Genomic DNA, 17,049 nt, shown 5'->3' with positions numbered 1-17,049 from the left:
GTCGGCTGGGCGAGCGTAGGCCGCGGCGATCAATACGCGATAAACGGGGATTCAACGGAGATGAGGCGCCCGTTCAGCACGGCACACGCGGCGCATGCCCGTACGCCGTCAGGCGCCCCCCGTCGAGCGTCACCGTCCGGCGAGCAGGTCCGGCAGTTCGCGCATGTCGTGGAAGACGACGGTGCCCGCGCCTTCGAGCCGTTCGGCGGGCGTCGGGCCTCCCGTGTACCCGAAGGCCCGCATCCCCGCCGCCCGTGCCGCCGCGACGCCGGGCCCGCTGTCCTCGACCACCGCGCAGGCCGCCGGGTCGACGCCCATCCGCCGGGCGGCGTACAGGAAGAGATCGGGCGCGGGCTTGCCGCGGGGGACCTCGCTCGCGCTGTAGATCCGGCCGGCGAAGAAGTCGTACAGCCCGGTGCGGCCCAGGGTGTGGCGCATCTTCTCGTGGGAACCGCTGGAGGCGACGCAGGTGGGCAGGGTGAGGGCGGCGAGCGCCTCGGGCAGTCCGTCCACCGGCTCCAGGCCGAGATCGACCGCGTCCCGGTGGCGCTGGATCAGCCGGTTCCACCAGAGCCCGGCCGTCCGCTCGCCGAGCCGCTCGGTGAGCCGGCCGACGATCGACTCCTTGGAGCGCCCGATGAAGCGTTCGACCACTTCGTCGGCGGTGAGCGGCCAGCCCAACTCCGCTCCGAGCGCGACCTGGAGACGTACGGCGAGGCGTTCGGTGTCGACCAGGACACCGTCGCAGTCGAATATCACGAGTTCTATCGGCTTCATCGTTCCCGCAGGGTAGACGCCGCGGCACTCTACGCGGGCACCAACACCCGCTGGACGGACTTCACCCCCACCGGTGTGCTGCGCTCCACCGACGGCGGGCTGACCTGGCGCAACATCTCCCGGGGCATGCCGAACACGGACGCCCTGTCCCTGGCGGCCTCTGCCGACGGGCGGTACCTCGTCGCCGGCGTCGACCAGGGCGGTGTCCACCGCCTGGAGCTGGACGACTGAGGTCTCCGCTCGCATGCCGGACCGGTGCGGTCGCCGTACAGACGGTGACCGCACCGGGTTCACGTACGGCACCGGCTCCTCTCCCCGCGGAGCGATGAGTTTCGGACGGCCCGGCGGTCCACCCCGTATGGAAGACACCTCCCTCAAGGATCAGATCGATCTCGGGGCCGCCGCGGAGCGCGTCGCCCGGCTCGCGGAGGGCATCGCCGACGAGCGGCTCGACGATCCGACGCCCTGTCCCGACTACGCGGTACGGGAGCTGCTCGCTCACCTCGCCGGGCTCAGCGTCGCCTTCCGCGACGCGGCCCGCAAGCGGTTCGGGCCGACGACCGGCACGCCGCCCGGCACGTCCCGGCCGGTCCTGGCGGACGACTGGCGGACGGCCCTGCCGAAGGCACTGGCCGAGGTGGCCGCCGCCTGGCGGGAGCCGGACGCCTGGGAGGGCGACACCCAGGCGGGCGGGGTCGACCTGCCGGCCGCCGTCATGGGCCGCATCGCCCTCGACGAACTGCTGATCCACGGCTGGGACCTGGCGCGGGCGACGGGCCGGCCGTACGAGGCGAGCGAGGAGGAACTGAGGGTCTGCGAGGCCCTGTTGGCCCCGGCCGGCGACGCCCCCGACGAGGGCTTCTTCGGCCCCGTCGTCGCGGTCCCTGACGACGCGCCGCTACTGGACCGCGTGATCGGCCTCAGCGGCCGCCGCCCCGACTGGCACCCTGCCTAGGGCCGGTCCGGCGGTCTTCTGACGGGACGACCGGCGAACCTGCTCGGACCGGACGGGGCCGGTCCGGCACGGCTCAGCGCGTAGGTGGCGTGGCCTTCGCGCGGTGGCCGAGGTTGACGGCCGCGGCCCTGACCAGCACCGCCGGGTTCAGGAAGCGCAGCGGGCCGATCAGGCGGGACGCGAACAGGTGCATGTGCCGCGCCAGCGACGCGTCGCGTGCCGCCGCGGAGAAGATCAGCCGTTCCACCGGGTTGAAGGGGCGGGCCCTGGCGAAGTCGGCGGCCAGGAACTGGTGACCGGCCAGCCGGCGCCGGTGCGTTCGCGCGTACGCCGTGAGGGACTTGTCCAGGTCGCCTCGCCCGGTCACGGCCGGGCCGACCGCCTCGGCCAGCCAGCGCGCGGACTGCAGGGCCCACCCGCATCCCACCCCCCAGAGGGGATCGCCGGTCAGGGCCGCGTCGCCGATGAGGGCGACGCCCGGGGCGGTCGGCCTGCGGCTGTGCAGCGGGTGGTCGACCATCCCGATGATCTTCGTGACGCGCTCGGCGGAGTCGAGGGGCGGCGCCTCGGGCAGGGCGCGGACGAAGGCGGCGAAGCTGCCTTCCAGGTCCTTCCGGAAGGCCGGCAGACGCTTCTTGTCCGGGAGCACCGCCATGACGGTCACGCCGTCGTCGTTGGGGAACGCGTACGCCATGTCGGGTTCGAGGAACCAGACGTGCGCGATCCCGTCGCGCAGCGGGAGGTCGCGGAAGTGCGCGAGATAGCCGAACCGCGTGTTCTCGTGCCGGCGGAGGGGGATCTCGGCGTACTTCGCCACGGCCGAGTCCTTGCCGTCCGCGCCGACGACCAGGCGGGCGCGGATCTCGCGCTCACCGTGCGGTGTCGACGCGCGCACCCCCACGGTTCGCCCGGCCTCCCGGACCAGTCCGGTCACCTGGTGGCCGAGGAGCAGATCGACGCCGGGGGTCTCGGCCGCGCGGGACCTGATCAGCGGGTCGAGGGTGCTGCGCCGGACGTTGTACCCGTACGGGAGCGCGGGTCCCCCGGGTGCGGCCCTCGGCTCGATCCATCCCCAACGGGTGTGCCAGCGCGCGTCGTTGCGGACGGCTCCCGCCTTCTCGAGAGTGGGGACGAGGCCGAGTTCCTCCAGCACCGGGTAGGCGTTGGCCGTGATGGAGTGGGTGCACAGCACCTTGTACGCCTCGGGGTCCGAGCGGCGTTCCAGCAGGGCGACGCGGGCGCCGCGCCGGGCGAGCAGGATCGCCGCGGCGCTGCCGGCGAGGCTCGCTCCGCCGATGACGACGTCGTAGTCGGCGGAGTCGGTTCCCGTGCTCTCAGGCCTGGTCATGCGCCGATCGCTCCCTTCGGGGGGTGGTGCCGTTCGCGGGTGGGGAGTGGTGCACAGCCACAGCTGTCAGGAACATGACCAGTTGTCAAGAGGTGGGGCTCCTCCGGATCGGACGGCGGCCGATCGGGAGGAGCCCCTTCAGAACCAGCTCAGTTGATCGTCCACTGCTGCGAGGACGATCCGGTGTCGGCCTGTTGGGTGACCGGAGCGCCGTTGGTGGTGGACGCGGTGGTGAGCAGGAGGCCGCTCTTCACCGAGGCGACGGCGTAGGCGCCGTTCGCCAGTCGCGTCATGGTCCAGCGCTGGTTGGCGCCGCCGGTGCAGGTCCACTGGATCACCTTGGCGCCCGCGGCCGTGGATCCCCCGTCGACGTCGGCGCAGAGCCCCGACTCGGCGTTGGCGAGCTGGTAGGAGCCGTCCGTGCCGCGGGTGAACCGCCACGTCTGGTTGGCGCCGCCGTTCGGCGTCCAGGTGACCAGCTGCGTGCCCGCGGTGGTGCTGTGGCCCGGGTTGTCCAGGGCCTTTCCGCTCACGGTGAGGGTGTGGTCGCCGTCGGGGATCCCGCCCGGCGCCTGGCCGACCGCCGTGAGGGTCAGGGTCTGTTCCGCCGCGCCGCGCGTACCGCCCACCGCGTTGCCCGTGGTGTTGGTCCAGGTCCGGGTGGGGGTCGTCTCGGCCAGCCGGCTCGTGGCGGCGGACATGCCGATCACGAGACCGCTGTAGCGGTTGACGAGTCGGTACGTCCCGTCCGGCGAGCCGTCCGTGGCGGAGGCCCCGCGCAGCACGAACCACTGCTGCCCCACGGTGGGGCCGCCGGCCGGCGCCGCGGTGACCGTCGGCTTCGTACCCCAGGCGCGGTTGGCGGTGGTGGCCGAGTCGACGCCGAGGAGCTGTCCGGTGGCGGCGTTGGCGATCCTGTGCGATCCGTCGCCGTTGGCGGTGAAGATCCACGACTCCAGGGCGGCGCCGGTGGCGGACGGCACGGACGTGGTGGCCGAGCCGCCGGAGACCTGGGCGAGGACGCGGCCTCCCGCGCTGGCGATGCGGTAGGCCTTGCTCGTGTCGACGGGCGCGGCCGGCGCGGAGGAGTCGATCGCGAGGTTGACGTACTCGCTCGACGATCCGCCCGAGCACCCGAAGGAGCAGTAGGAGCGGAAGTTCTTGCCGACGATCCCGGAGCCGGTCTTGTTCACCCCGTCGAGGAACCAGCGGTACCACGACGCGTTCTTGTAGCTGCCCGTGTCGCCGAGACGGAACCACTTCTGGGTGGTGAGGTCGGCGGTGGCGTAGATCTCCTGGGGCGCGTTGCCGCTCTGGTCGACGGCCTGTGGCTCACCGATGTACAGGCCGAGGTGTGCGTTGTACGTGATGTCCATGACGAACAGCGGCGATGTGGCCGGCATCTCGCCCGCCGCGACCTGCTGGCTCACGGTGCCGGGGGTCGCCGGGTCGTACTCGCTCCCGACAGGGGTGTAGCCGGTCGTGTCGGCACCCCCCACCGGCGTCATGTTGCTCTCGCGGCCGCCGACACCGGGCTCGGTCCAGGCCCCGTCGTACCACTTCTTCCAGGAACCGGGCGCCATCTTCCCGGAGATGGGGGCGCGGGCCACGTGCGCGTGGAAGGCCTTCCAGCCGCCGCCCTTCTCCACGATGCGCGAGCCGTAGAAGGCGTAGAAGTACCCCGACGCGGTGTCGACGAACAGACGCTGGTCGCCGTCGCCGTAGTGGTAGGTCTGCTGCGGGAAGGCCGCCGTGTCGCCCCGACGGGTGCTGAAGGGGGAGGTGATGACGTGGTCCTTGATGGACCAGGTCCTGCCCTGGTCGGTGGAGACCGCGTAGTCGATCCCGTCGAAGTGGACGCCGTCGCCGAAGGGCTGGGGCGTGAACTCGTTGTGGACCAGGCCGTACCAGTCACCGGTGTCCGGATCGACCCACACCCCGGCGAGATCGCAGAAGTTCTTCTGCGAGTAGCCCGATCCGGCCGGTGGATAGGTGGACTCCAGGCCGGTCGGGCTGTTGTTGCACCGCCACGTCGTGTCGTTGTTCCTGTCGTCGGCGTTCGCCGGGTTCACCGCGTCGCTGAGGGCGGTCGACCGGACGGCGGTGTCGAAGTTCGTCCCGGTGTAGAAGTTCCACTTGCGCTCCTGCGTCGACCCGTAGAGCGCGTGGGCCTGCTGGAAGTAGAACGTGCCGTCCTTGTCGACGTAGGTGACGGCCGGGGTGTCGTCGGGGTGGGACCACGTGCCCTTCGCACCGACGGTGACGCTGTACGTGGCGGCGGTCGCGGTGGCGGTCGCGGCGGTGGTGGCCCCCGACGCCTGGGGGCTCGCCGGTGCCGCGGCGGTGCCTCCGGCGACCGCGAGGGTCACGGCGACGACCGTACCGATCAGACTTCTTCGAGGAGTTGACAAGGGTGACTCCCTGGCTGGTCTCCGTGCGCAGCCCTTCGTGGCGGCGGCTGGTTACACAGAAGCGCCCGGTGCGAGCCGTGCACATAGACCCTTGACCGCGGGGCTTGGACTTTCCGGACTACGGCTCCTGCCGCAGCCGGGCGAGCTCCGTCTCGACGGCCTCCGCCATGAGCGTGCGCGCGTGGTCGATCGTGAGGCCGCCGCTCAGCCAGCGCATGCTCAGGCCCTCCAGCAGGGCCGTGAGCCGTTCGGCGGCCGCGGCGAGCCCGGCCGCCGGCGCCAGGGGCCGCACCTGGCCGAGGAGGCCGGCCACCTCCTGCACCCAGACCAGGGTCGCGCGGGCGAGGTCCTCGCGCAGGACGGGGTCGAAGACGGCGCTCGCGCGCAGCTCGCCCCAGGCCGTGCTGTTCTCCCGCACCTCCGGGGTGTCCTGGAGCTCCAGGAGCAGCACCTGTTCGAGCTCCTCGAGGGGGCCCAGCGGCTCCGTCGTCCCGGCCCGCGCGGCGGTGTAGCGCTCGGCGCGCGCGTTGATGAACTCCAGCGTGTGCCGCAGGATTCCGGTGCGGTCCTTGAAGTGGTAGTAGATCAGACCGGTGGAGACCCCCGCCTCTTCGGCCAGCTCCTCCACGCGCAGCCCGCGGACCCCGCGCCGGGCGATGAGCCGGGCGGCCGCTTCCAGGATCTGAGTACTACGAGATGCCATGTCACGAACCCTATCCGGCCCCCGGCGGGCGGTACCCGCGTCCGGCTTCCCCTGCCCGCCGGACCTCGCTCAGCCGTTCCGCCGGTCCTGGCTCAGCACGACCGTGACGGGCCCGCCGCCGGAACCGCCCTCGACCAGGTGCGCGACGACGAGACGTCGGCCGTCGACGCTGCGGACACAGAAGGGCCGTTCGTCGGCGAGCTCGTCGAACGGCAGGCTCGTCACTGGTTCCGCGTCGATCCCCCGCTCGCAGTCGGCGGGGCCGAGCACGTACCCGGCGGCGACGAACGCGTCGGCGTCCTCGGGAAGCACGAAGCCGCCCTTGTCGCGCGCGAGGGACCACTCGGCGGTGTCGGCGGGCGTCACCTTCCCGGCCCCCAGGTCGAACTCGTAGCCGTCGTCCGGCGCGGTCAGTTCCACGTCCGCGTAGCCGGGGACGTACGAGGATCCGGCCGGCGTCGCGACACCGGGATCCGGATCGGCGTACCAGTACGCGAACCCGGCCGCCACCGCCAGCGCGGCGAGGACGGCGGCGCCGCCCGCCACCAGAGCCGTCCGCCCGCGCCGGCTCCCACGCCGGCCGCGCCGTGCGGCCGGTCCGCCCGGCGCGCCCTCACCCGCCGCGACCCGCTCCGTGGGCACCGGGATCGCGGGTGCGGCTGCGCGTGCGGGCGTGGATGCGGGTGCGGCCGCCCGCGTCGGACGGTCGTGCGGCGAAGGCCCGTCGAGGGCAACGGGAGGCGCGAGCTCGCCAGACGGCGCGAGCTCGCCGGACGGCCCGAGTCCGCCGGACGGCCCGAGTCCGCTCGGCGCACCGAGCGCGCCGGACAGCCCGAGCGCGCCGGGAGCCGGTGAGTGGACCGCCGCGGGGTGCGCGCGGACGGCGGCGATCAGCTCGGTGGGAGTGGGGCGCCGCTCCGGGGCGTTGGCCAGGCAGTGCCCGACGAGCTCGCGGAGTTCCACCGGTACGCGCGAGAGGTCGGCGGGCTCGTGGACCACGCGGTAGAGGGCCGCCGACTCGGGCCCCGCCCCGAAGGGCAGGGCGCCCCCGGCCACGTACGCGGCCAGCGCGCCGAGCACGAAGACGTCGGTCGCGGGTGTCACCGCGTGCCCGAGGGACTGCTCGGGGTCGGTTGACTGAAAATCCAGTCAGTGTCACAGTGGCGCCCACGGCCGCCCCCACTCACGCCGCTGACCAGCCGCCTCCACAGCTGCCGTCCGCGTGAGGCCACGGCCCGCGATTCCGCCGCCGCACCGCGATCCGCCGGCCGCCGGCCGCCGCCGGATACTCTCGCCAGCCCATGATCGGAGCACGCTGTGTCCCCCTTCCTCTCCTCCCGTCGCACCGCCTTGCGCGCCTTCGCCGGAATCGGCGCCGCCCTCGGCCTCGGCGCCGCCGCCTGCGGCCCGGAGGAGTCCGCGCTCGGCGGTCCGGCCAGCGCCCCCGCCCGTACGCCGGCCGCCGACGGGGAGCTTCGCTTCGGCGCCGAGTGGGAGAGCCACACCCGTACGTTCATGTCCTGGCCCGCCCTCGCCTCCGTCTGGGAGGACGACCTGCCCTACGTACGCGAGGACATCGCCCGTATCGCGCGGGCCGTCGGCGAGTACGAGGCGGTCGTGATGACGGCCCGACCCGACCAGGTGGCGGCGGCGCAGCGGGCCTGCGGCAGTCAGGTCGAGGTCATCCCGCTCGCCGTCGACGATCTGTGGGCCCGCGACACCGTCCCCGTCTTCGTCGAGGACTGCGGCAAGGTCGTCGGAGTCGACTTCAACTTCAACGGCTGGGGCGACAAGCAGGAACACACCAACGACGCCCAGGTCGGCCGCAAGCTCCTCGCCGAGTACGGCATCCCCCGCGAGCGGGCACCGCTCGTCGCCGAGGGCGGCTCCTTCGAGACCGACGGCGCGGGCACCCTCCTCCTCACGGAGAGCTCGATCGTCAACGACAACCGCAACCGCGGGAAGAGCCGGGACCAGATCGAGGACGAGCTCGTCGAGACCCTCGGCGTGGAGAAGGTGATCTGGCTCGCGGGCGTCCGCGGCGAGGACATCACCGACGCGCACGTCGACAGCCTCGTACGGTTCACCGCGCCCGGCGTGGTCCTGCTCGACCAGGCGTTCCCCGGCACTCCCCCGGACTCCTGGTCCCGCTCCGCCGACCAGGCCCGCTCGGTGCTCGAGAAGGCGACCGACGCGCACGGCCGGCGCTTCGAGATCATCGACCTGCCCCAGCCCGACCTCGACAGGATCACCGGCGAGGGCGACGACTTCGTCTCCACCTACGCCAACTTCTACGTCGCCAACGACTCCGTCTTCCTGCCCAGGTTCGGCGACCGGAAGGCCGACGCGCGGGCGAAGGCCATCCTGAAGGAACACTTCCCCCAGCGGGACATCGTCCAGGTGCAGATCGACACCATCGCCTCCGGCGGCGGCGGGATCCACTGCTCCACCCACGACCAGCCCGGCAGGCCCGCCGCCTGACGCCCTCCCCCGGTCGGGAGGCACCCGGCGCCGTGGCTCACGGCGTCCAGTACCGCGCGAGCGCTCCTTCCCGGTACGGCGCCGGGCTCACGCTCAGTTCGCCCGCGAAGGGGCGGTCGAGGACGAGGACCAGGAGCAGGCTGAAGCCGATGAGGGCGGCGACGGAGGCGACGAAGAGGAGCTGGATCCGCAGTCTGCGCATGCCGTAGAGGAAGGTGAGCGGGATCAGGACGAGCGCGCCGCCGAAGGCCAGGGCCTGGAGCGGCGGGGGCAGTTGCCGCTCCGCCATCGTCAGACGGGCCCGCCGCTGGGACGCGACGTCGTTCAGGCGGCCGACGGCCTCCTCGTAGAAGACCTCCTCGCGGGCGGTCCTCGGTTCGTACGTCTGGAGCACTTCGTAGACGGCCTGGAACTCGCCGGCGGTGGATTCATGTGCGGGGAGTGCAGGGACCTGACGGGCCGTCGCCGCCCGCCCGGCCGGCGGGGTGAGGGGCGGTTGCCCACCCGACCCTCATCCGCGCGGGCGGTGGAGCACGCGCCGTTCGCCCGCGCCGTCGTGCGCCGTCGCTCCGCGAAGCCCCCGAGAGTCCACACCATCGAGTGAGCCGCCGTCGCCGGGCCGCACGCGAGGGACAGGACGGCGAGGGGCCGGGGCGCGGGCAACCGGAGGACGGGCGCCCTGATCGGACCGCCGGTTCGTCCGTTCCTCCAGCTCTCCTCGCATTCACCATGGGTACTCCCACAGAATTGTTGCAGATGCGAGCTTGACCGCCCTACGGTGTCGCATGTGCAATGCCGGTCGCCCGCACCGACCCGCTCCGCATCTTCCTGTCGCCCAAGGAGCTCCGACCCTCATGGCCTTCTCCCGCACCCGCACCTTCTCCGGACGCCGTACCGCCGCCGCGGTGCTCACCGCCGCCCTCCTCGTCCCGCTCGCCGCCTGCGGTGGCGACGGCTCCGACGACGCCACGAAGGGTGCCGGCGCCTCCGGATCCACGGGCGGGGCGCCGGCCGCGAAGCTGACGGTGCTCGCCGCCGCCTCGCTCACCGACGTCTTCGAGACGGCGGGCGCAACCTACGAGAGGTCCCGCCCCGGCACGGAGATCACCTTCTCCTTCGCGGGCTCCCAGGAGCTCATCGCGCAGGTCGCCCAGGGCTCCCCCGCCGACGTCCTGGTCACCGCCGACAGGAAGAGCATGGACAAGGCCGCGGCGGACACCGGTACCCCGGCCGTCATCGCGAAGAACCGGCTCGTGATCGCCACCGGCGAGGGCAACCCCTTCAAGGTCGACGAGCTCAAGGACCTCGCGGACCCCGGGCTCAAGGTCGTCCTCGCCGCGCCCGAGGTGCCGGCGGGCAAGTACAGCAAGAAGGTCCTCGACGCCCAGAGGATCACCGTGAAGCCGGTGTCGCAGGAGCCCAACGTCCGCGCCGTCCTCAGCAAGGTCGAGCTGGGCGAGGCCGACGCCGGTCTCGTCTACAGGACGGACGCCGAGAGCGCCAAGGACAAGGTCGACGCCGTCGAGATCCCCGACGCGCAGAACGCCGTCGCGGAGTACCCGGCCGCCACTCTGAAGGACTCCGGGCACGCCGAGGCCGCCGCCGCCTTCGTCACCTGGCTGTCGTCCCCCGAGGCCCGGAAGATCCTCCAGGACGCCGGCTTCCAGGAGCCGTAGCGGAGACGCGGCCGACGCGGTCAGCGATCCCGGTGGTGCGGCTTGAGCCGGCGCAGGGTGTAGCCGTCGCGGGCCGGGTCCAGGGGCCGGGTGGCCTGCTTGAAGAGGTACTCGGCCCGCTCGTACGAGAGCCTGCGGCAGCCCGTGTCGGGGCACAGGTCGGACGTCTCGGGCGTACGGGCGGGGCCGGGGCGGCGGTCCGAGAGGAACACCGGGCCGAGCGTCCGGCCCGCGAGCAGCCGGGGCAGGAGCCGGGCCGTACCGGCGCGCCAGCTCACCCACGTACCGTCGGCCCGGGCCCGGCGGTCGTCGAGGTCCAGGTCCTCGACGTTCAGGGAGGGCCGCATCAGGTCGTCGCCGGAGGTCGCCGAGTACCCCTCGTTGAAGATGAGGTAGACGACTTCGAGGACCGAGGAGAGCCGCTCGGCCAGGTGGTCGCCGTCCGGCAGCTCGAAGGGGACGCGCCGCTCCGCCAGGGTCCGCTTGGCCGCGGCGACGCGCTGGGTGATCACCGTCTCGGTGACGAGGAAGGCGCGGGCGATCTCCTCGGCCGTCAGTCCGCCGAGCAGCCGGAGCGTGAGCGCGGCGCGGGACTCGGTCGGCAGCACCGGGTGGCAGGAGAGGAAGACGAGCCGCAGGACGTCGTCCGGTTCGTCGTCCGGCCGCGCTTCGGGTGCCCGCACCGCCTGGTCCTGGCGCTGTCCCAGTTCGTGGGCGAGCTGCTCCTGCTTGCGTTCGAGGCGCTGGGAGCGGCGGAGGTGGTCGAGGGCCCGTCGTTTGGCGGTGGTCGTCAGCCAGGCGCCGGGATTGTCGGGGACTCCCGAGACGGGCCACTGTTCGAGGGCGGCGACGAGGGCGTCCTGGGCGAGCTCCTTGGCGAGGCCGACGTCGCGCACCACGCGGGTGAGCGAGGCGACGATCTTCGCCGACTCGAGTTTCCAGGCCGCATCGACAGTGCGGTGAACGTCCTGCAGCACAGGAACGATCACAGCACCCGCCGCGGCCCGGTCGCAAGCCGCGGGGGTGCTGTGATCAGAGGGAGTGGACTACTCGGAAGTCATGGGAAGCCCCCTGCGGTCAGGGGCCGAAGACCTCCTGGACCACGCTCTCCCCGTCCCCGACGATCCGGCGGAAGCGGCGGGCCAGCTCGATCGCCTCCTCCTTGGAGCGGACCTCGATCAGCGCGAAGCCGGCCACGGCCTCCTTGGCCTCGGCGAAGGGCCCGTCGGTCACGGTGATCTCGTCCCCGGCGGAGGTCACCCGGACGCCGCCGGGCTCCAGGCCGCCGGTGGCCAGGAGCACACCGGCCGCCGTCAGCTCCTCGATGAACCGGCCCATCTCGGCGTACAGCTTCTCGTCGGGGGCGGTGTCGGTCGGCTTGGTCGTCATCAGGTAGCGCATGGGTTCCGTGTACCTCTCGTCGTGATCCTGGCGGGTGCTGCTGTCCACACGTCGAACAAGCGATGTGACAGGGAATGGGGGCGTTCCCTGTCACATCGCCGGAACGACGTCTCAGCGAACCGAGCAGCAGATCGCCCCCACCGGAAGAGAGACACCCATCATGGCCACCGTCCAGACCGTCGCCCCGCCCCCTCCCGAGTCACCAGCACCCGCCCCCTGCTCACCGTCGCGGTCGTGGCGCAGCCCCTGTGGGCCGTCGTGGCCCTGACCCAGGCCGCCACCCGCGACGGCTACGACATCACCCGCCACCCGCTGAGCGCCCTCAGCAACGGGTCCCTCGGCTGGATCCAGATCAGCAACTTCGTTCTCGCCGGTGTCCTGACCGTCATCGGGGCCGGCGGTCTGCGCCGGGCCCTGCGGGGGACTCCCGGCGGCACCTGGGCGCCGCGGCTCGTCCGGATCAGTGGTGTCGGCATGATCGCGGCGGGGGTGTTCGTGATGGACCCGGCCGACGGCTTCCCCGTCGGTACGCCGGACGGGGTGCCCGCCGCCCTGTCGTGGCAGAGCTTCGCCCACTTCGCCGCCGGCTCGGTCACGTTCACCGCGCTGATCGCCGCCTGCTACGTCCTGGGCCGTCACTTCGGCCGCGCCGGGATGCGGGGGCTCGCCGTCGGTTCCCGGGTCGCGGGTACGGCGCTGCTGCTCGGCAACGGCTGGGCGATGAGCGGCGGCACAGCCGGGACGCTCACCCTGGCCGTCGGGGTGATCACCGCGATGGTGTGGATCTCCCTGGTCGCCGCCCGGTACCGCCGCGCCCTCTGAGCGTGCGGTCGTCGCGGTCGGGCCCTCAGCCCCTGGTCAGTTCCTTCAGCGCGGTGTTGAGCTGGAGGACGTTGACCCGGGGCTCGCCGATGAAGCCGAGGACGCGGTCGTCGGTGTGGTCGGCGACGAGCTTGTCGACCCGGGCGACGGTGAGCCCGTTCCGCTCGGCGATCCGGTGGACCTGGAGCTTCGCGTACTCCGGGGAGATGTGCGGGTCCAGGCCGGAGGCCGAGGAGGTGACCGCGTCGGCCGGGACGTCGGAGGCCTTGACCGTGTGGCCGGCCGTCGAGTTGTCCTTGATCACGGCCGCCTTGGCGTCCTTGACCCACTGGATCAGGTCCTCGTTGTCGCCGGAGCGGTTGGTGGCGCCGGAGAGGATCAGCTTGTACCGGCCGTTGACGGTGTTGGTGCCCAGGCCGTTGGACGGGCGCGGCTGGAACCAGCGGAGGTCCGGGGCGGCGGTCTCCTCGCCGTCCTTGAGGGGCAGGTCATAGGTCTGGCCGATCAGTTCGGAGCCGACGACCCTGCCGCTCGCGTCCTTGATCTCGGAGCCGTTCGCCTTGCCGGGGAAGGCGAGTTGGGCGATGCCGGTGACGGCGAGCGGGTAGAGGACGCCGGTGATCACGGTCAGGACGAGGAGGGCGCGGAGGCCGGCCAGGAGCACACGGCCGGTGTTCGCTGCTGAGTTGTTCATCGTGGGTCAGCCGATTCCGGGGATGAGGGAGAGGAGCACGTCGATGATCTTGATGCCGATGAACGGGGCGATCAGGCCGCCGAGTCCGTAGATTCCGAGGTTGCGCCGGAGCATCGAGTCGGCGCTGGACGGCCGGTAGCGGACGCCCTTGAGGGCGAGTGGCACCAGGGCGATGATGATCAGCGCGTTGAAGATGACGGCCGAGAGGATCGCGGACTCGGGCGAGGCCAGGCCCATGATGTTGAGCTTGTCCAGGCTCGGGTAGGCGACGGCGAACATCGCGGGGATGATCGCGAAGTACTTCGCCACGTCGTTGGCGATCGAGAAGGTCGTCAAGGCGCCTCGGGTGATGAGGAGTTGCTTGCCGATCTCGACGATCTCGATGAGCTTGGTCGGGTTGGAGTCGAGGTCGACCATGTTGCCGGCCTCCTTCGCGGCCGACGTGCCCGTGTTCATGGCCACGCCGACGTCGGCCTGGGCCAGCGCGGGGGCGTCGTTGGTGCCGTCGCCGGTCATCGCGACGAGCTTGCCGCCCGCCTGTTCCCGCTTGATGAGGGCCATCTTGTCCTCGGGGGTGGCCTCGGCGAGGAAGTCGTCGACACCCGCCTCCTCGGCGATGGCCTTGGCGGTCAGGGGGTTGTCACCCGTGATCATGACCGTCTTGATGCCCATGCGGCGCAGCTCGTCGAACCGCTCCCGCATGCCCTCCTTCACGACGTCCTTCAGGTGGATGACACCCAGGACCCGCGCGCCCTTGCCGTCCTCCAGAGCCACAAGCAGCGGCGTGCCACCAGCCTGGGAGATCCGGTCGGTGAGCGCCTGCGCGTCCTCGGCGACACTTCCGCCCCGCTCCTTCACCCATGCCACGACCGAACCGGTCGCCCCCTTGCGGACCTTGCGGCCGTCCACGTCGACGCCCGACATACGGGTCTGGGCGGTGAACGCGACCCACTCGGCGTGTGCCAGTTCGCCCTGGTGGCGCTCGCGCAGACCGTACTTCTCCTTGGCGAGGACCACGATCGAGCGGCCCTCGGGCGTCTCGTCCGCGAGCGACGACAGCTGGGCCGCGTCCGCCAGTTCGGCCTCCGTCGTCCCCGCCACCGGGGCGAACTCCGCGGCCTGGCGGTTGCCGAGGGTGATCGTGCCGGTCTTGTCGAGCAGCAGGGTCGACACGTCACCGGCGGCCTCGACCGCGCGCCCCGACATCGCGAGGACGTTGCGCTGCACGAGCCGGTCCATGCCCGCGATGCCGATCGCGGAGAGCAGGGCGCCGATGGTCGTCGGGATCAGGCAGACGAGCAGGGCCGTCAGGACGATCATCGAGGTCTGCTGGTCGGCGCCCGCGTAGATCGCGAACGGCTTGAGGGTGACGACGGCGAGCAGGAAGACGATCGTGAGGGACGCGAGGAGGATGTTGAGGGCGATCTCGTTGGGGGTCTTCTGGCGGGCCGCGCCCTCGACGAGGTTGATCATCCGGTCGATGAACGTCTCACCGGGCTTCGTCGTGATCTTGACGACGATCCGGTCGGAGAGGACCTTCGTGCCGCCGGTGACCGCGCAGCGGTCGCCGCCGGACTCGCGGATGACCGGAGCCGACTCGCCGGTGATGGCAGACTCGTCGACGGAGGCCACGCCCTCGACGACGTCGCCGTCACCGGGGATGACGTCGCCGGCCTCGCAGACCACCAGGTCGCCGACGCGCAGCTCGGTGCCGGGGACCTGCTCCTCGCCCGTCTTGGTGATCCGCCGGGCCACGGTGTCGGTCTTGGCCTTGCGCAGGGTGTCGGCCTGGGCCTTGCCGCGGCCCTCGGCGACCGCCTCCGCCAGGTTGGCGAAGACCGTCGTCAGCCACAGCCAGGCGGTGATCGCCCAGCCGAACCAGTCGCCCGGGTTCTTGATCGCGAGGACGGTGGTGACGACCGAGCCGATCAGCACCACGAACATCACCGGCGACTTGACCATCACGCGCGGGTCGAGCTTCCTGACCGCGTCGGGGAAGGACGTGATCAGCTGCTTCGGGTCGAACAGTCCCCCGCCGATCCGTCCGGGGGCCTGGGCCTGGTGTCCCGCGGGTACGTCCGCGTGCGGTGCCCGGGTGGAAGTGACGGTGCTCATGCTGCGAGCCCTTCGGCGAGCGGTCCCAGCGCGAGGGCCGGGAAGTAGGTGAGACCGGCGATGATCATGATCGTGCCGACCAGGAGGCCGGTGAACAGCGGCTTCTCCGTGCGGAGCGTGCCCGCGGTCTCGGGGACGGGCGTCTGCTCGGCGAGCGAGCCGGCCAGGGCGAGGACGAACACCATCGGCAGGAACCGGCCGAGCAGCATCGCGATGCCGATCGTCGAGTTGAACCACTGCGTGTCCGCGTTCAGACCGGCGAAGGCCGAGCCGTTGTTGTTGGCGCCGGACGTGTAGGCGTAGAGGATCTCGGAGAAGCCGTGCGCGCCGGAGTTCGTCATGGAGTGGGACGGGGTGTCCAGCGCCATGGCGACGGCGGTGAATCCGAGGACGAGCGCCGGGGTGATGAGGATGTAGCAGGCCGCGAACGTGATCTCGCGGGTGCCGATCTTCCTGCCCAGGTACTCGGGGGTCCGGCCCACCATCAGGCCGGCGATGAACACCGCGATGACCGCCATGATCAGCATGCCGTAGAGACCGGAGCCGACACCGCCGGGCGCGATCTCGCCGAGCTGCATGCCGAGCATCGTGATGCCGCCGCCGAAGCCCGTGTAGGAGGAGTGGAAGGAGTTGACCGCGCCGGTCGAGGTGAGCGTGGTCGCCACGGCGAAGATCGACGAGCCGCCGATCCCGAACCGGGTCTCCTTGCCCTCCATCGCACCGCCTGCGAGGTCGAACGCCGGTCCGTTGTGGGCGAACTCGGTCCACATCATCAGGCCGGTGAAGACGAGCCAGATGGTGGCCATCGTGCCGAGGATCGCGTACCCCTGCCTGAGCGAGCCGACCATGCGGCCGAAGGTCCGGGTCAGGGCGAACGGGATGACGAGGATCAGATAGATCTCGAAGAGGTTCGAGAGCGGGTCGGGGTTCTCGAAGGGGTGGGCCGCGTTGGCGTTGAAGTAGCCGCCGCCGTTCGTGCCCAGCTCCTTGATGACCTCCTGCGAGGCGACCGCGCCGCCGTTCCACTGCTGCGAACCGCCCAGGAACTGCCCGACCTCGTGGATCCCGGAGAAGTTCTGGATCGCGCCGCAGGCGACCAGGACCAGCGCGCCGATCACCGAGATCGGCAGCAGGATCCGTACGACGCCCCGGACCAGATCGGCCCAGAAGTTGCCCAGCTCACCGGTACGGGACCGGGCGAAGCCGCGGACGAGGGCGACCGCCACGGCGATGCCCACCGCCGCCGAGACGAAGTTCTGCACCGCGAGGCCGCCGGTCTGCACGACGTGGCCCATGGCCTGCTCGCCGTAGTACGACTGCCAGTTGGTGTTCGCCACGAACGAAGCGGCGGTGTTGAACGCCTGGTCCGGGTCGATCGAGACGAAGCCGAGCGAGCCGGGCAGCGAGCCCTGGAGCCGCTGGAGCAGGTAGAGGAAGAGGACGCTCACGGCGGAGAAGCCGAGGACGCCGCGCAGGTAGGCGGGCCACCGCATCTCGACACCCGGGTTCGCGCCGATGCCCCGGTAGATCCACTTCTCGACGCGCAGGTGCTTCTCCGAGGAGTACACCCGGGCCATGTAGTCGCCCAGCGGACGGTACGAGAGGCCCAGCGCGGCGATCAGCGCGAGGAGCTGGAGAATCCCAGCAAATACAGGACTCATGCTCG

At 71.7% G+C, this 17,049-nt stretch carries 15 protein-coding genes and 1 pseudogene; 5 read left to right on the top strand and 11 right to left on the bottom strand.

Annotation, left to right across the window (positions count from 1 at the left end):
• Positions 1 to 129: 129 nt before the first annotated feature.
• Positions 130 to 777 (bottom strand): HAD family hydrolase, encoded by a 648-nt coding sequence (locus ACWFR1_RS27710; protein ID WP_453555655.1) that lies wholly within the window; start codon positions 775 to 777, stop codon positions 130 to 132.
• Positions 778 to 852: 75 nt separating this feature from the next.
• Here ACWFR1_RS27710 and ACWFR1_RS27705 point away from each other — a divergent pair, with 75 nt between their 5' ends.
• Positions 853 to 1,008, top strand: coding sequence for a hypothetical protein (locus tag ACWFR1_RS27705; protein WP_453555653.1), 156 nt, complete (start codon positions 853 to 855; stop codon positions 1,006 to 1,008).
• 127 nt (positions 1,009 to 1,135) lie between these two features.
• Entirely contained in the window at positions 1,136 to 1,732 is a 597-nt protein-coding gene (locus ACWFR1_RS27700; RefSeq protein ID WP_453555651.1) for a TIGR03086 family metal-binding protein, read from the top strand.
• Positions 1,733 to 1,805: 73 nt separating this feature from the next.
• Here ACWFR1_RS27700 and ACWFR1_RS27695 read toward each other — a convergent pair whose 3' ends face one another.
• The 4 genes from ACWFR1_RS27695 to ACWFR1_RS27680 all read right to left on the bottom strand — a co-directional run bounded on the left by ACWFR1_RS27695 (position 1,806) and on the right by ACWFR1_RS27680 (position 7,298).
• Positions 1,806 to 3,080, bottom strand: a complete 1,275-nt coding sequence (locus ACWFR1_RS27695; RefSeq protein WP_453555649.1) for an NAD(P)/FAD-dependent oxidoreductase — start codon at positions 3,078 to 3,080, stop codon at positions 1,806 to 1,808.
• A 149-nt stretch (positions 3,081 to 3,229) separates the two neighbouring features.
• Positions 3,230 to 5,491: an RICIN domain-containing protein gene (locus ACWFR1_RS27690; RefSeq protein WP_453555648.1), complete on the bottom strand. Its 2,262-nt coding sequence runs from the start codon at positions 5,489 to 5,491 to the stop codon at positions 3,230 to 3,232.
• A 118-nt stretch (positions 5,492 to 5,609) separates the two neighbouring features.
• The gene (locus ACWFR1_RS27685) at positions 5,610 to 6,194 is read right to left on the bottom strand and encodes a TetR/AcrR family transcriptional regulator (protein ID WP_453555646.1); all 585 of its coding nucleotides are present in this window, start codon (positions 6,192 to 6,194) and stop codon (positions 5,610 to 5,612) included.
• Positions 6,195 to 6,263: 69 nt separating this feature from the next.
• The gene (locus ACWFR1_RS27680) at positions 6,264 to 7,298 is read right to left on the bottom strand and encodes a hypothetical protein (RefSeq protein WP_453555644.1); all 1,035 of its coding nucleotides are present in this window, start codon (positions 7,296 to 7,298) and stop codon (positions 6,264 to 6,266) included.
• Between the two features lie 213 nt (positions 7,299 to 7,511).
• On the opposite strand from ACWFR1_RS27680, the gene ACWFR1_RS27675 reads away from it, so the two are divergent.
• Entirely contained in the window at positions 7,512 to 8,675 is a 1,164-nt protein-coding gene (locus ACWFR1_RS27675) for an agmatine deiminase family protein (protein ID WP_453555642.1), read from the top strand.
• A gap of 37 nt (positions 8,676 to 8,712) precedes the next feature.
• On the opposite strand, the pseudogene ACWFR1_RS27670 reads toward ACWFR1_RS27675, so the two are convergent.
• Positions 8,713 to 9,093 (bottom strand): annotated as a pseudogene (locus tag ACWFR1_RS27670) (bestrophin-like domain); the annotation flags it as partial.
• A 436-nt stretch (positions 9,094 to 9,529) separates the two neighbouring features.
• Here ACWFR1_RS27670 and modA point away from each other — a divergent pair.
• Entirely contained in the window at positions 9,530 to 10,351 is an 822-nt protein-coding gene (gene modA, locus ACWFR1_RS27665) for a molybdate ABC transporter substrate-binding protein (protein ID WP_453555640.1), read from the top strand.
• A gap of 20 nt (positions 10,352 to 10,371) precedes the next feature.
• Here the strand turns inward: modA and ACWFR1_RS27660 are convergent, their stop codons facing one another.
• Complete coding sequence (locus ACWFR1_RS27660; RefSeq protein WP_453555638.1) at positions 10,372 to 11,328, bottom strand: RNA polymerase sigma factor; 957 nt, start codon at positions 11,326 to 11,328, stop codon at positions 10,372 to 10,374.
• Between the two features lie 100 nt (positions 11,329 to 11,428).
• A complete protein-coding gene (locus tag ACWFR1_RS27655; protein ID WP_453555687.1) occupies positions 11,429 to 11,752 on the bottom strand; it encodes a YciI family protein in 324 nt (107 codons plus the stop codon).
• A gap of 234 nt (positions 11,753 to 11,986) precedes the next feature.
• On the opposite strand from ACWFR1_RS27655, the gene ACWFR1_RS27650 reads away from it, so the two are divergent.
• A complete protein-coding gene (locus ACWFR1_RS27650) occupies positions 11,987 to 12,574 on the top strand; it encodes a DUF998 domain-containing protein (RefSeq protein ID WP_453555636.1) in 588 nt (195 codons plus the stop codon).
• 25 nt (positions 12,575 to 12,599) lie between these two features.
• Here the strand turns inward: ACWFR1_RS27650 and ACWFR1_RS27645 are convergent, their stop codons facing one another.
• The 3 genes from ACWFR1_RS27645 to kdpA are packed head-to-tail and all read right to left on the bottom strand — an operon-like array spanning position 12,600 to position 17,044.
• Entirely contained in the window at positions 12,600 to 13,268 is a 669-nt protein-coding gene (locus ACWFR1_RS27645) for a potassium-transporting ATPase subunit C (protein ID WP_453555634.1), read from the bottom strand.
• 6 nt (positions 13,269 to 13,274) lie between these two features.
• Positions 13,275 to 15,383: a potassium-transporting ATPase subunit KdpB gene (kdpB, locus tag ACWFR1_RS27640; protein WP_453555633.1), complete on the bottom strand. Its 2,109-nt coding sequence runs from the start codon at positions 15,381 to 15,383 to the stop codon at positions 13,275 to 13,277.
• A complete protein-coding gene (kdpA, locus tag ACWFR1_RS27635; protein ID WP_453555631.1) occupies positions 15,380 to 17,044 on the bottom strand; it encodes a potassium-transporting ATPase subunit KdpA in 1,665 nt (554 codons plus the stop codon). The genes kdpB and kdpA overlap by 4 nt, the downstream gene beginning before the upstream one ends.
• Between the last annotated feature and the right edge of the window lie 5 nt (positions 17,045 to 17,049).

The organism is Streptomyces sp. NPDC055103, from assembly GCF_053607625.1.
This window is presented reverse-complemented; position numbering and strand designations above follow the sequence as displayed.

What these genes read in the sequence shown, in the direction of transcription:
- ACWFR1_RS27710 (WP_453555655.1), bottom strand. Translation starts at nt 777, where the DNA reads ATGAAGCCGATAGAACTCGTGATATTCGACTGCGACGGTGTCCTGGTC.
- ACWFR1_RS27700 (WP_453555651.1), top strand. Translation starts at nt 1,136, where the DNA reads ATGGAAGACACCTCCCTCAAGGATCAGATCGATCTCGGGGCCGCCGCG.
- ACWFR1_RS27695 (WP_453555649.1), bottom strand. Translation starts at nt 3,080, where the DNA reads ATGACCAGGCCTGAGAGCACGGGAACCGACTCCGCCGACTACGACGTC.
- ACWFR1_RS27685 (WP_453555646.1), bottom strand. Translation starts at nt 6,194, where the DNA reads ATGGCATCTCGTAGTACTCAGATCCTGGAAGCGGCCGCCCGGCTCATC.
- modA (WP_453555640.1), top strand. Translation starts at nt 9,530, where the DNA reads ATGGCCTTCTCCCGCACCCGCACCTTCTCCGGACGCCGTACCGCCGCC.
- ACWFR1_RS27655 (WP_453555687.1), bottom strand. Translation starts at nt 11,752, where the DNA reads ATGCGCTACCTGATGACGACCAAGCCGACCGACACCGCCCCCGACGAG.
- ACWFR1_RS27645 (WP_453555634.1), bottom strand. Translation starts at nt 13,268, where the DNA reads ATGAACAACTCAGCAGCGAACACCGGCCGTGTGCTCCTGGCCGGCCTC.
- kdpB (WP_453555633.1), bottom strand. Translation starts at nt 15,383, where the DNA reads ATGAGCACCGTCACTTCCACCCGGGCACCGCACGCGGACGTACCCGCG.
- kdpA (WP_453555631.1), bottom strand. Translation starts at nt 17,044, where the DNA reads ATGAGTCCTGTATTTGCTGGGATTCTCCAGCTCCTCGCGCTGATCGCC.